The following is a 15,177-nucleotide window of genomic DNA, read 5'->3' as shown; positions in this document are numbered from 1 at the left end:
CAAGCTATATATTCACAGCAAAATTGGAAATGATTAACAAATGCAACTGGTAATCATTTTCATTTGTTTGTATGATGCTGAAACAAGATTAATTTGTCAACCGAGTTATCGTTCAATGTGTGAATTAACTTCGATGCAAGCGGCCTGCTGGTTTGGTCGCTCTGGCAACGCAACTTTAGGTGGGGTTGCTGCCCATCTCTATGCAGAATTTGACGGTCAATTTATTGATCTACAAAAATTACATTTAGCACTTCAACGACTTTATAAAGAACACCCTATTTTGAGGTTAAGTTTGAGCGCCGATGGCATCGCAAACATTATGTCTGAGAAGACTCAACAGATATTAGAAGTCGATGATTTTTCAAAGCTTAGCGATCATCAAATTGAGCAAATGCTCATGGAAAAACGCGAGCAATGGACCCATCAAAAACTTGATTTAAGTCAGGGCCAAACTGCAAGATTTTCTGTAAGTATTCTTAAAAATAATATTTTTCGTTTTCATGTAGATACGGACATGATTGCTATAGATCCTTCCAGCTTTTTGAACTTGATGGAAGATCTTTCTTTGTTTTATGAAGACCCAGAAATATCATTCTCCCGTCCGCCTAATTTTTTTGACTGGTATCAAAAAATACGGACAGACCCTGAGCTAAAAAAATTAAACCAACGAGACCGCTTATGGTGGAAACAACGTCTGCCTCATATTAGCCCTGCTCCGTCTCTACCTTTCATTAATCAAGAATTCAAAACAGCAAAAAGTGATCGTTTAAGTATTTGGTTATCGCCAGAAGAACGAAAAGCATTACAACAACTTGCTAGAGAACAACACATTACCGTGACCAACCTAATATTAGGTTTATTTGCCTATACGCTTGGTCATGCAACCAAAGATCACAGCTTCCGATTAAATATTCCTACTTTTTGGCGCGAACCGGTTTTAAAAAATGTCGAAGGCTCTATTGGTGATTTTGCTAATTTAGTCATCCTTGATGTCGATATGAAAGGAATAACTACCTTAGCTGCATTCTGCAAACAAATAGCAAATCAAATGCTTGAGTTATTAGAGCATTCACATTATTCGGGTGTTAACGTTCTACGTGACCTATCCCGTTATCATGGTAGTGCACAGATTGCTCCCGTGGTATTTACAGCAGCACTTGATTTAGAAAATGATAATTTACTTTCCGAACGTGTCCGCCGTATTTTTGGCTCAATGAATTGGGTCATTTCACAAGGACCACAAGTTGCACTTGATGCACAAGTTGCTCATGTAGATGATGGTATTTTAGTTAACTGGGACATCCGTTTAGATGCTCTACCCAAAGAATGGATCACGAATTTATTTGAATCCTTCATTCATTTACTTAAAAATCTTGCAGCACACCCTGAACAACTTAATACACAAATTATAAGCCCAGCCCAAAATACTCCATCAGATCGTACGTCTCAAAAATCATTAAACGCATTACAGCAAGCTTATCTATTAGGCCGAACTCAAGCCCTTCCTTTAGGTGGTGTTGCCATGCAAGAGTTTAGGCAGTATCGCGGCAAAATGGATATTGTTTTATTAAAACAACGATTGACAGAAATGGTACGGCGGCATGACAGCTTACGAACCTATATTGATAAAAATAGGTTAGTACAATATGTAAGCGATCAAGTGAGTGTCAATTTAAAAGAAATAGACCTAACTACATGGGAACCTGAACGTGCTTCTCACCACATCGAGTCCTATAAAAATAGTTATACGCATACGCTATTTGATTTAAATCAGTCGCCTTGGAATATCACTGTATTTTTATTAAAAAATAATCTACTAACGATTTTTGTCCGCTTTGATGCATTAATTTTAGATGGCCGATCTATAGCTTCACTTATGTTAGAGCTATTTGATGGAAAACAACATCATATCCAAACACAAATAGAAGAAAATGAAGCTGAAAATAGCTTATCTGTTCATCAGGCAGATATGGCTTACTGGGAAAGAAAATTTTCTAAATTATCGGCTATTCCTGCGCTTCCGTGGAAAACACCCTTACAGCATTTACCGACTTCACGTTACCAACGTAACAGTCTGGTTATAGAGAAAGCTCAATTTAAACAGTTGTCTAAAATTGGCGCAAAACATTCACTGTTTAAAAACTCAATTATTATGGCGATTATTTTGGAAGTGCTATCTCATTGGAGCACGGACAAATCTCTATGCGTTGCAGTTCCTACACTTCCTCTCTATGCCGGACCATTTTCCAATAGCTCTACGTTTATTGCTGTTGAGTGGAAAGTTTTAGATCAATTTGCTGAACAAGCAAACCGTTTACAAACTGAAGTTTTAGAGGGTTTACAGCATCTTTCATTTTCAGGCGTTGATCTCGCTCGACTATTATTTGAAAAAGTTGGCACTGCTCCAGTATTACCGATTGTAATTACAAATGGTTTGTCATGGCCTGTATTATCTGAATCGCATCCTATTCAGCAACTAGATGGCCTTACTCAAACACCTCAAGTTGCAATTGATATTCGCTTTAGCACAAGAAATGACGGCGCTTTAATTTTCGATATTGATTATGCCCAAGAAGCATTTCCACCTCACATGATTGAGGATTTCTTGAATGCGCTACAATTGGCAATCAAGCAAATTATTGATTCAGAAATATTCAGTTTTGATCTCAGCAATTTTTTCAGTGAGCTTCAAAATAAACGACCATATTTCAAGAATAATGAGTCCGATCATTCATCTATACCACTTGAAAATAATGCTAAACAGCAAAGTCAACTACTCGATATTTATTTAGAAGTGATAGGCCACACACCAAATAAGGAAGTGGACAGTTCAACTCATTTTACTCATCTCGGGCTGCGTCCACATCATTTAAAGGTCGTTTCAAAACGTATTAATGAAACATACGCGATTCAGCTCTCACCTGTTCAACTTATTCAATGTCGCAATATTGCTGATGTAGAGAAATTACTAACACCACATTAATTCGTATTTTTAACTTTCATCATTTTGGAAACAGATAAAGTATAAACATGAAAAAAATAGATATTACCGGAATTGGTATTGGGCCATTCAACTTAGGTTTAGCTGCTCTTTTGTCTCATCATCCCGAAATCAAAAGTGTATTTTTAGAACGCAAACCAGAATTTCGATGGCATGAAGGACTGCTATTGCAAGGCACGACATTACAAGTTCCTTTCTTTGCCGACTTGGTTACAATGGCCAATCCTTGCCATCCCTTAGGCTATATTAATTATTTACATCAACATGATCGCTTACATCAGTTTTATTATTACGACAGTTTTTTAATTCCACGCCGTGAATACGACCATTATTGCCGTTGGGCTTCCAAACAATTGCCGGATTGTCGATTTGGAGAAAACGTAAGTCATGTTGAATATGACGCCAAGCTCGATAAATTTATTATAGAAAGTGAATCAGCTTCGGGCGAAAAACAAAAATATATAAGCCAAAATCTAGCGATTGGTATTGGAACTAAACCTCGAATTCCTACGTGGCTTGAAACATGCAAACACCCTTTAGTAAAACATTCTGCGGAGTTTGCAAAAATTCAGGAACAACTCAAACAATGTAAACAAGTCACGATTATTGGCTCGGGCCAAAGTGCAGCAGAATGTGTGCTTGCTTTATTTAATTCACTTACACCAGAACAAGTAAAAGCAGGTGCATCTATTCGTTGGATCACACGTTCTGCCGGCTTTCACCCAATGGAATATTCTAAACTTGGGCAAGAATGTTTTACCCCTGCATATATGCAATATTTCCAAAGCCTGCCTAGAGATAAACGTCGTGACATTGCTGCTAGTCAGGGCTTGATCTATAAAGGAATTAGCTTCTCAACCATTGGTGATATATATGATGTTCTTTATGAGCGTTCAGTGGCGGGTGAGAAATCCGGTTTAAGCCTATACACAAGCTGTGAAGTTGAATCGGTTGAACAACTTGAATCGGGTTCTCTGCGTTTAACCTGTTTGCATACTCAACTCGATCAACGTTGCGAATTAGAAACTGATGCCCTTGTCGCAGCTACAGGCTATGTTCATGATTGGCCTGAATGGTTCCAAAATATGAAAGGTTCTATTTTAGCTGTTGATGATAAAAATGATTGTATTGTTCAAGAAGACTTTACGGCTTTACGTTGTGATCTGGGACAAGGTCGAATTTTCATTCAAAATGCCGAGATTTTTCAGCAAGGTGTAGGGTCTCCAGACTTAGGGATTGGAGCAACCCGAAACTCAGTCATTATTAATCAATTACTGGGGCGTAATGCTTATCGAATTCCTAAACAGTCTTCTTTCCAGCACTATGGTTTACCAAAATAAAAACGCTTAATAAAAAACTGCCAAATCAAATTTGGCAGTTTTTTTATATGTTCTTTTTAGATCAAATTAAAAATCAATTGTGGCAGATAATAAATAAGTACGTGGTGCACCAAGCATTAAATTTGTAAATTGAGGCATTGACCAATATGACTTATTGGTGAGGTTATCAATATTCCCGCGAATAGTGACAGGAAATTGAGCTATTTTCGTATTATAACGTGCGCCAATTCCGTACACTTCACGTCCAGGTACTGAAGTTGAGTTATCATTATAAATATATTGTTTAGACGCAGCTGTCGCATTGGCAGTCAAAGTTAAGCCAGGGATATACGACACATCACCTTCAATACCAAGCTTAGCTTGCACTTTTGGAACACCGGCAACAACATTTCCTAACTCGCTTTCAATTCTGGTTTTTGTAATTTTAGGATCAATATAAGTTAATCCTCCCATTACACGAATACTGTCAACAGGTGAACCATAAAAGCCCCATTCAATTCCGCGGTTACGTTGTTCTCCATCAGCACCATAAATAGATTTGATTTTTTCATCGGTACTTTTAATTACATACGAATTTCTAGAATTGATCTGAAATACACTAAACGTATTGGTGAAGTTACCGCTGTCAATTTTAATTCCGGTTTCCATCTGTTTAGTTTTAAAAGGAGAAAATATTTGCCCCTCATGTTCGTAGTTTTGTCCTGTAGGTACGGTTCCCCCTGAGCTTAACCCTTCAATATAGTTTGCATATAATGAAACATGATCATTTGCTTTTACCAAAATTGCAGCTGCAGGTGTAATAGCATTTTTATCATAACGACCGTTAATATTTCGGACGCCCTGCCCATTTAAACTTTCGGTGACAATATTTTGATAACGCAGTCCTAAGGTTAATTGGACTTGATCTTGAAGAACCGACATCGTATCGGCTAAGCCAACACTTGTTAAATTTTCTTTATTACTAAAAATAGGTGCAATAGGAACGCGATTCGGTTTACTGCCCCAATTCGGATTATAAATATTAGTTACACGATCTCCCTCAGTAAATCCTTGTCTAATACCAGCTTCGTCATCCGTTTCGCGGTAATGTGTTGCATTTAATGCCAGAGCATGTTTTACAGCACCTGTATCAAATTTACCACGTAACCCCACTTCAGCAGATTTACGTTCATATTTGAAACCTAAATGTGCAATATTGAATTTTATATCTCCCGCTTCGTTTTGTATTTCAGTTTTAGCAGCACCCAACGTGTTATATTCTGTTTTACTCATACCCGCCGTTGCATACGCCATCCACTTATCATTTAAGTCATATTCGCCTCGAATCATACCTCCCGTATCACGCGTGTTATAGACCGTCCACGTTGGATTCAATAAAGTATCGGGGTTTGGCGCTTTGGGTAAATTGACACCTGGTAAAATGGTTAAACCACGATTTATACCGTCAGCATGGTCACGGCTAGTATATAAATCGGCTGAAAGTCGTGCATTGTCGCCTTTCCAATCTAAACCAAGTGAAAATAGATGAGTGGTTTTTTCCTGCTCTTTAATCGGTCCTTCACCATCTCGATATACACTATTGAACCGCACACCAAACTCTTTGTTTTCACCAAAACGGCGTCCAATATCCAGATGGCCTCCGAATTGTGAATCCGACATATACGTCGTTGTAAAACGAGTTAAGGGATCATCTCCTGCACGTTTCGGAACCAAGTTAACTGTTCCCCCTAAAGTTGAACCTGGAGGCATTCCGTTTAACATTGCTGAAGGGCCTTTTAACACGTCAATACGTTCAAACATTTCCGGTGAAGCGCGGTATAAAGGAGCAATACCATATAATCCGCCCATAGAAGTATCGCGGCCAGCAGCCACAGAACTTGATCTAAATCCACGAATAGCATAACTTTCTGCAATTACGCCGTAAGCGCCAGTTGAAAAAATAGATGGATCCGTTTTTGCAATCACATCGGTGATATCTTTCGCTTGCTGATCTGCAATATATTTTTCTGTATACGCAATGGTATTAAACGGGGTTTCCATAGCGGTTTTATTACCTAAAAAGCCAACTGAGCTTTTTGACGAAACTTGCCCACCTGCATAAGTATCATCTTGTTCAGCTTTTACGGTAATTGCGGGTAAAGCTGCTACATTTGTTTGAGCAGTTTGTTGTTCTAAAGTTTTTGTTGAATTATCAATAACAGCAGCATAGGTATTTGATGCACATAGTACAAATACGGTGCCTAATGCATAGCCTAATCGAAGGGCCATTTGTGCAGATGCAATACCATTTAATACAAAAGAACGCTGATTAATTCTTTGATCATTCCCACTTTTAAAATTACGGTTATCGCTAACGTTGTTCATTGAAAGACCTTTAATGTTGTGATTCATTTTTTATTAACTATCTGCTTAAAACACAAAGCAAAATAGTGAAAATTTATGCTGTAAAATTTGATTACGTGATGTGCATAAAAATTTATTGGTAGCCTTTTTTCACATCTTCCATCACTATTTTGAGTGAGGTTGGGCTTGCAGCCGTGGTGTACCACGCATCGGCATCGACAAAAATGACACGACCGTTTTTCCACGCTTTGGTTTGACGTAATAATGGATTTTCAACACTGGCAGCATTAATTTTTGAGCGATGTTCCATCACAGCAGTTCGGTCCACGATATAGAGAATATCCGGGTCCGCTTTTTTGATGAATTCACTCGAAATAGGTTGCCCATGTAGACTTGTATCCACCACACTACTTGCAGGCTTTACCCCAAAGGCATTAAAAATAAAGCCATAGCGTGACTGAATACCAAAATTACTAAATGCCCCATTGTTATGAAGAACGACTAACGCTCTTTCTGGGCGATTGGCCGTTACGGCTTGTACTTGTTTCACTTGTTCATCAAGTTCAGAAACTTTCTGGCGAGCTAAATCTTCTTTATTAAAGATTTTTCCTAAGGTCATCATATGGTCTTTAACCAGACCAATATGATTACTCTCGCTGTTGTTGAAGTTAATATCGTAATGAATAGTCGGGGCAATTTTGGACAGTTCCTGATACTGATTAACGTGTAATGGCGTCATCAAAATCAAGTCTGGTTTTAATGCATATATCCTTTCGATATTGGGTTGTACAATTGCACCCAAATCCTGAATTTGTGCATCTTTTTTATATTTTTCCAAAAAGTGTGGAACATAATCTTTTGGCATTCCCATAATCGGGACATTGAGTTGATCTAGAAAGTCAGCTTCATTCATATCAAGTACGGCAACGCGTTGCGGCAAATGATCTATCACCGTAGTTCCAAGCGCATGTTTCACCGTAATCGGTTCTGCTAGCTTCTGAGAAGCTTGAGTGGTATCTGCAACTTTTTGATCACATGCTTGTAGAGTGACAGCTGCCGCTATGATGAGGGCGACTCCCCCATACTTTTTCTTCCAGTTCATATGTATTCAAGCTCCAGATGAGTTGAAGTAATTACACATACAGCCACGCTCACTGTATGTAATTTCAAAATCAAGCTCGTACAGATCATTTAATTGCGCCTCTGTAATCACTTGTTCGGTTAACCCACTGAAATGAAGCTTGCCGTTCTTCAGCGCGACAATATGGTCCGAGTAATTCGTGGCAAAATTGATGTCATGAATGACTAAAATCACAGTGCGTCCTTGTTCATCACATAAGCGTCTGAGTGCACGCATAATTTGAACGGCATGTTTCATATCAAGGTTATTTAAGGGTTCGTCTAATAAAAGTACGTCTGTTTGCTGTGCGATCGTCATCGCCAAAAAGGCCATTTGCCTTTGACCACCACTAATTTCATCGATGTAAGATTTGCGCAGCGGCTCTAAAGAAAGAAACTCAATAGCCTCATCAACCACCTGACGATCTTGCTCGGTTAAAACACCACGGCTATAGGGAAAGCGTCCAAATGAAACTAGCTCTTCTACGGTTAAGCGCAAATTAAAGCCGGGTGCTTGACGTAAAGTCGCGACATGCTTGGCGTAAACAGCGGTTTTAATATCAGCAATATTTTGATGATTAAGAAAAATCTCGCCTTTATCCGGCTCAATTAAACGTGCCATCATCATGAGCAAAGTCGATTTTCCGGCTCCATTTGGACCAATGAGTGACGTCACCTGACCTGTAGGAAATTCAACATTTACGTCAGTCAGTATTGGCTTATTTCCATATGACTTATTGATATTCTTGACATGAATCATGCAACACCTCGGGTACGAACCGTCAGCGCAAGGAAATAAATGCCACATACCAGATTGACCAAAATGCTGACGGTCGTTTTGTAATTAAAAACGTGCTCAACTAAAATTTGAGCAGCAATAAATATGGCAATCGTGATGGCACAACCCATGGGCAGCGTTAATTTATGCTTATAACTTCTTGCTAGTGCATAAGTAATGTTGGCAATAAATACGCCCATAAATACTGTCGGGCCAATCAGACTGGTAGATACCGCAACCAAAATAGCGATCAGGGCTAAATAGAAACTGACATAACTGTGATGATGAATGCCTAATGAAATGGCTTGCTCACGCCCTAAAACCAGAACATCCAGAACAGGAAGTGCTTTTCTACCGAGGAATAGAACAATGGCTACGGCTAAGCTGGCATATAATAAAGTTTCTGGTTGTGAGCGATTAAACGAAGCATAGCTAAGGCCTTGGAAAACAGAAAATTCACCAGGATTAATTTTGAGTTGAATAAATTGAGTAACCGTCCCGACGACCATCGTAAGGACTAAACCTAAAAGCAACAGGAGAAACACATCATTTCTGCCATATGGCAATAACCACTTATGGATTACCCACGAATAAAACAGCATTAAAACGATAGAAATAAAGAAATTACCATTTACCCCTAACTGGCTTAATCCATGTGTCCCCCAAAAAAACAACAACAAAACTTGCCATAAGAGATAAATCGCTTCATAACCCATAATGGAAGGGGTCAAAATACGATTACCAACCAATGTCTGAAAAACAATCGAGGAAAAAGCAACGCAAATACCGGCTATCACAATCGTGGCAAGACGCAGAAGTCGATTAGGAATGACGTAATCAAAATCTAACCCTGAGTTTAAAAATAAAAAACTTATTGCTAGGCAGATGACAATCAGATAAATCATCCATAGCTTTGTAATACGCATTATCTGAACTCCCTCAAAATGAGGATGAGGAAAATAATTCCCCCCACACCACCTGCGGTAAGTCCGATCGGCACTTCAAATGGATAAATAATCGAGCGGCCAAGAATGTCACAAATCAGTAATAGAGACGCCCCACCTAAAGCCACAATCGGCAAGGTTTTAGCTAAGTTTTCTCCGTATTTCAGTGCGACTAAATTGGGGACCACGAGCCCGACAAAAGGAATAGCACCAACCGTAATTACTGTGGTTGAAACTGTAATGGCAACCAGTATCAAACCAATGGCGGCTATAGCCGCATAACTGAGTCCTAAGCTAGAAGCCATCTCTTCCCCCATACCAATCACAGTAAAGCGGTGTGCAAAAAGATAAGTCAGGACAACAATCGGAAAAATAATGTAAATAACTTCATAGTGGCCTTGGACAATTTTTGAAAAATCTCCTAAAAGCCACCCTTGCATACTTTGTAAAATATTAAAGCGATAGGCATAAAACTCAGCTAAAGCGCTCAGTACACTGCCGTACATCAAACCAATTACCGGTACTAAAACCGTATTTCTAAAACGGATCCGGCGAATAATTGCGATATAAATTAAGCTGGCAATAAAACAAAAAATGATCGCAAATATCATCTTGCTCAGCGTGCTGGTTACCGGAACTAAAGTTAACGACACTAAAATTCCCAGTTTGGCAGCATCTAAACCACCCGAAGTTTCCGGTTCAACAAACTTGTTACGCACAATATGCTGCAAGATGACGCCACATACCGCCAACCCGATACCGGTAAGCACAATAGTAATTAAACGAGGAATACGGCTGGCTGTAAGAGTGAGCCAACTCTCATGAGAAAAAGAAAATAAGGTAGACCACTGTATTTGTTCAGCCCCGAGCAATAATGAGCAAATACATAAAATGATAAAAATACAGAATAAGCCAAATCGCATCAGTGGCGTGCCCCACTTGAGCGTAATAAAGCCGATGCAAATTGCAAATTTAATCCCATCAAACCAAAGCGAGGGAAAATTTGTTCAACATTTGATGGGCTTATTAACCTTTCATGATTGAATATTCTCATGAAAATTCCTCAATTTTATCGAGACAACAGAATCAGTTCCTTTTAAATAGGCAAAATCACAGCCCTATTCCGAGGAGCGTTTTTTTCATCTTTAAATTATTTTTGCCCAACCAATTTCGAATTAAATAAATATTAATCAATCACTTATTATTTATTTTCTATTTTAAAAATTCGTCATTCTCAATTGGCACTATCTACTTGCAAATAATAATCTTGATGTAAATGAGAATCAATTATAGTATGTTTAAAGGTAAAATGTAACCCTACTGTTACATCAGTACAGTTCATGTGGACATCAACTCATTAGAAAAAGGTCAATTTTTGCAAACAAGCAAATCTATAACATTATGAATTATATGAAATTTAATCTAATGTAAAAAATTTGCGAAATAAAAATTGATGAAAATAGCCATTTGATAAACCAGGATTCATTTATGTTGGAACAATTTTCCAAATCGCCCTCTCTCCTTTCGGTTACTGATTACGAAGAACATATCTGGATGTTGCAATTACAGCAGCCTGAACAAGTTAATCGACGTTTTAATCTGTGGAAAGTTAATCAAGGTTTAGATATTCAACTGCTGATTAAAGCAATTCAAGACATTATTAAAACTACGCCTGACTTAAATGTCCGCTATACATTTAGTGACGAAGGCGATTTATACAAATATCCATTTGATGATCATTCAGCTTGCCTAGAATTAAAAAAGAGCAATACAGAACAAGTATTTGAGCAGATAGCTAACTTAAAAGCGCAACCATGGAATGCAGAATTTCATCCCCCTTTTTTTACAAGTCTGGTAGAAACTGAACAAGACTATTTTCTTATTTTAGCGCTCCACCCGATTCTTGATGAAAGCTATCAAAAGTCAGATTTCATTCAGGCCATACAAAATCGCTATCGACAATATTCACCCAATAATATGCCATTGGTACTGACGGAAATTGATATCTCACATCATCTAGATACAAGTTTCACAAAAGCGTCAGAACAACCTAACCAAGCTTATGTTTCGGAAATTATTTTAGAAGAGTTCCGAAATACTCTCGCTGAGCCAGAAATGAGCCAACATGATGACTTTTTTGATTTTGGCGGCCATTCACTATTAGCAACACGAATTATTGGAAATCTACTCAATAAACATGGAATTGAGATTCAATTTAATGATTTCTTTAAATCTCCATCTGCTGCTGACTTAGCCCAATATGCTTTCGTTAAATCTGCAAAAACTGAAAAATCCACCTTACAAAGTGTCGATAAAGCCCCACTTACTTTAGCTCAAGATTTCCTGTGGCAAGCTTATTCTGCGTTCGATTTTAGCCCAATTTATAACTTGCCATTTGCCGTAGAATTCCTTGAAGAAATTAATGAAGATATTTTCTTTCAAGCCTTTACAGATATTGTTGAGCGCCATGCAGGTTTACGCACAATTTTTAATAGCGCCAATGGTCAAACCTATCAACAGGTGGTTCCTACGTCTGAACTTCAACAATTCAAATGGTTTTGGAACAGTGCCGAAAGTAAAGATGCAACGCTTGCCAGTGAAGCTTCATATAAATTTGATTTAACCCGTGAACTTCCCTTAAGAATTCGTTTAATTCGAAATGCCAAAGGTCGCCAAACTCTATCGTTCTTAGTTCACCACATGGTGATTGATGAATGGTCTTTAAATACCATTATGGCTGACCTTGCGCATGCTTATCTTGCTCGCTCAAATGCTCAAGCACCAAACTGGAAGGCACCTGCCCAATCTATTCTTGATTTTTCTTTACTCCAGCAAAAGCAAGGCATCAACCAACACCATCTAAATTATTGGACTAACCTGCTAACAGGAGCAACCAAAGGTCTAAGTCTCCCTGTTTCAGAACATGAATTAAATGCTGAAAAGGAAAAACCTCCAGTCCAATGGCTCGAACTTAAATTTGCACCAGAAATGTATGAAAAGCTCCTCGCATTTTCGAGACAACACAGCTCTTCTATTTTCGCAGTTCTCTATACTGCTATCGCCAATGCGTTACAGCAACAAGGCGATTTAAAAGATATTGTGATTGGTACTTCTGCATCTGGACGAACTGATCCTGAGTTTTTTGATACGGTGGGTTACTTTACGACCATGGTTGCGCATCGCACACAGTTTAGCAATTCAGATTCATTCCAATCGTTGCTCCATAATATCAGCACAATGATTAATACCTCGATGGCCTATGCAGATATTCCAATCAACCATATTCAAAATGCATTAGGGATGAGCGCCGATGAAGGACTGTTATTTGATGTGTTTGTTCATATCCATTCAAATAACGCTTTAAACGGCGCGCTCAAAACACATCAGGGACAAGACCTTCCTTATCGCCAGATCTTGCCGGAACGTGATGAATCGATGTTCGGATTGCATTTTGAAATTATGGAAAATGTGATTGATGGACAACATCAGTTAAGCATGATCATTACTTATCAAGCCCACCGCTTCCCGACTGCAATAGTGGAAAATATCTGTGAAAAAATTAAGGCAACCTTAGCTCAAATCTAGTTGCCCTAAAACCAACCATGTGCTTAAAAGCCAACATCTCGGCTCTGCTTTTAAGCACATTCCAATTTTTCTATTTTATTTGCTGCTCTACTTTATTCACCACATCCTGAATTGTTTTGCAGCTAATAAGTGTATAAAAATCAATTTCTGTATTGAGCTTCTGAGAAAGTTTCTGAGCAATACTCATGAGTTGTTTCGGACGAATTCCTATCGCTAATATTTCACTTCTATAAAAAATATCCATTCTTTCAGCTTGGCTGTCAGCTATGCATTCACGGAAAACCGATAAAACCGAGTCTCCCACCTCAGCGATTGATGACTGTGTTTTAGTGGAATTTGTAGCCAACGTAGAAGATACATAAATTTTCCCCTGAGCGATTTCTTGCACAGCTTTACGATCAATTTTTCCATTTCGGGTCAAAGGTATGGTTTCGATGCTCAAATATTTCGAAGGAATATGTGAACTCGGCAAATGCACTTTTAAAAAGTTCTTTAATTCGGGGCTATTTAAGCGAGTAGTTTTGTATTTATTTTCTAGGTTATAAACGGCGACTAACTCTTGAGTTTCAGTCGTTGGATGTACACAACTTACCACCACACAATTATGAATATACGGGTTCTTGGTTAAAGCATTTTCAACCTCGGCCGCAGAGATTCTCACGCCTTTTATTTTTAAATAACCTTCCTCACGTCCAGCAAAAATAATATTTCCATCTTCCCTAAAATATCCTTGATCACTCATGCGAAAAGCAGTTTGAGTTTCATTTTCGCTCACTTGAATTTCAACGAAATCTTTATAATAAATCTCCCCATCAAGTAAATAACCATTTGATAAATTCAGGCCGGTCATATACATCGTACCGACCTCGCCCATTTGGCAAGGTTTTAGATTTTCATCCAAAATATAATAACGGTTATTTTCTAAAGCTTTTCCATACGGAATAATTTCCTGATCTTGCTCATTTATTTCATGCCATATACTCCAAATCGTGGTCTCAGTAGGCCCACCTAATGAAAATAAACGAGCGTTAGGCAATTGTTCTCTTAACTTCGAAATGAGTGAAGGTTTGATATAGTCGCCGCCTTGGGCAATTAAGCGCAAAGACTCTAGTTGTTCTTTTTGAGCTACAATGAACAGCATATCGACAATGGCAGGCACACTGCTCCAAAGCGTAACCTTGTAACGATCTACTAAATCGGCCCAGACAACAGCATTTTTACTTTGCTCAAAGGATGGAACCACCAAAGTTGCGCCCACTGCCATTGCAGCAAATACATCAAATACCGACATATCATGATGAAACGGTGTTACCGCCATAATCACATCATCAGCAGTAATTCCCCATTCCGAGATCGTCTGTTGTAGCGTGTTTTCTGTGGCTTGATTATTTAAGACCACACATTTCGGAGTCCCTGTACTTCCCGAAGTATATAAATAATATGCCGGAAGTCGGTTAATTTCGGCATTAAAGCTCGGTTCAAACTCAGTTGTAGCCGATAAAATTTCATTAATATTTAGGTTTTGAACACCAGCAATGGATAAGTCACTTACCACAACATCTGCCCGACTATTCGTCAATAAATAGTTCAGTCTCGACGGCGGAGAATCCATATCTACAGGTAGCCAAATGATGCCTGTGAGCGCACATGCCAAAGCTGTATAAATATGCTCAGGACTTTTTCTCAAGCAAATTGCAACCACAGACCCTGTCGCCAAATCTTGCTTTTTTAGCGCATACATAACTTTGGCGATCTGAGTCCCTACCTCAGCATAACTAATGCTACGGTCTTCAAAAATAAGTGCTGTTCGATTGGAATTTTGATCAAAAATATTTTCATAAATTCGCTTTAAGAAATTTTCTACGTTGTTATTTTTATCATTCATTTGCCCTAAATTTTGACTCAAATCTTTTAGCATTTATCTTGGTCCTCACCCTATTCTTTATGCAATACCACCTCACCTAATATTCAAAACAAAGTTATAAAAATGTCGTCTTTATCGCTGTTTGTTCGAATAATAGATATCCCAGCACAATAATACAAATGATAATCATTTACAATTAATAT

General features: G+C 38.4%; 9 protein-coding genes. 3 read left to right on the top strand and 6 right to left on the bottom strand.

The window, feature by feature from the left end:
• The first annotated feature begins 40 nt into the window (after positions 1-40).
• On the top strand, positions 41-2,983 hold the full coding sequence (gene basD / locus AC52J8_RS05645; protein WP_198912086.1) for an acinetobactin non-ribosomal peptide synthetase subunit BasD: 2,943 nt from the start codon (positions 41-43) through the stop codon (positions 2,981-2,983).
• Between the two features lie 47 nt (positions 2,984-3,030).
• Complete coding sequence (gene basC / locus AC52J8_RS05640; protein WP_086399839.1) at positions 3,031-4,341, top strand: putative histamine N-monooxygenase; 1,311 nt, start codon at positions 3,031-3,033, stop codon at positions 4,339-4,341.
• 66 nt (positions 4,342-4,407) lie between these two features.
• Here the strand turns inward: basC and AC52J8_RS05635 are convergent, their stop codons facing one another.
• The 5 genes from AC52J8_RS05635 to bauD form a co-directional block, all read right to left on the bottom strand.
• Complete coding sequence (locus AC52J8_RS05635; RefSeq protein ID WP_086399838.1) at positions 4,408-6,732, bottom strand: TonB-dependent receptor; 2,325 nt, start codon at positions 6,730-6,732, stop codon at positions 4,408-4,410.
• A gap of 85 nt (positions 6,733-6,817) precedes the next feature.
• On the bottom strand, positions 6,818-7,786 hold the full coding sequence (gene bauB / locus AC52J8_RS05630; protein WP_086399837.1) for a siderophore-binding periplasmic lipoprotein BauB: 969 nt from the start codon (positions 7,784-7,786) through the stop codon (positions 6,818-6,820).
• 6 nt (positions 7,787-7,792) lie between these two features.
• Entirely contained in the window at positions 7,793-8,563 is a 771-nt protein-coding gene (gene bauE / locus AC52J8_RS05625; protein ID WP_000582117.1) for a ferric acinetobactin ABC transporter ATP-binding protein BauE, read from the bottom strand.
• The gene (gene bauC, locus AC52J8_RS05620) at positions 8,560-9,507 is read right to left on the bottom strand and encodes a ferric acinetobactin ABC transporter permease subunit BauC (RefSeq protein ID WP_086399836.1); all 948 of its coding nucleotides are present in this window, start codon (positions 9,505-9,507) and stop codon (positions 8,560-8,562) included. Before bauC ends, bauE begins: the two co-directional genes overlap by 4 nt.
• Positions 9,507-10,448 carry a ferric acinetobactin ABC transporter permease subunit BauD gene (gene bauD, locus AC52J8_RS05615; RefSeq protein ID WP_001210791.1) on the bottom strand — a complete coding sequence of 314 codons (942 nt, stop codon included), beginning with the start codon at positions 10,446-10,448 and terminating at the stop codon, positions 9,507-9,509. Before bauD ends, bauC begins: the two co-directional genes overlap by 1 nt.
• Positions 10,449-11,079: 631 nt before the next feature.
• On the opposite strand from bauD, the gene basB reads away from it, so the two are divergent.
• Complete coding sequence (basB, locus tag AC52J8_RS05610; protein WP_086399882.1) at positions 11,080-13,110, top strand: acinetobactin non-ribosomal peptide synthetase subunit BasB; 2,031 nt, start codon at positions 11,080-11,082, stop codon at positions 13,108-13,110.
• Between the two features lie 70 nt (positions 13,111-13,180).
• Here the strand turns inward: basB and AC52J8_RS05605 are convergent, their stop codons facing one another.
• Positions 13,181-15,028: an AMP-binding protein gene (locus AC52J8_RS05605; RefSeq protein WP_086399835.1), complete on the bottom strand. Its 1,848-nt coding sequence runs from the start codon at positions 15,026-15,028 to the stop codon at positions 13,181-13,183.
• Between the last annotated feature and the right edge of the window lie 149 nt (positions 15,029-15,177).

This window comes from Acinetobacter sp. S-1, assembly GCF_059579785.1.
This window is presented reverse-complemented; position numbering and strand designations above follow the sequence as displayed.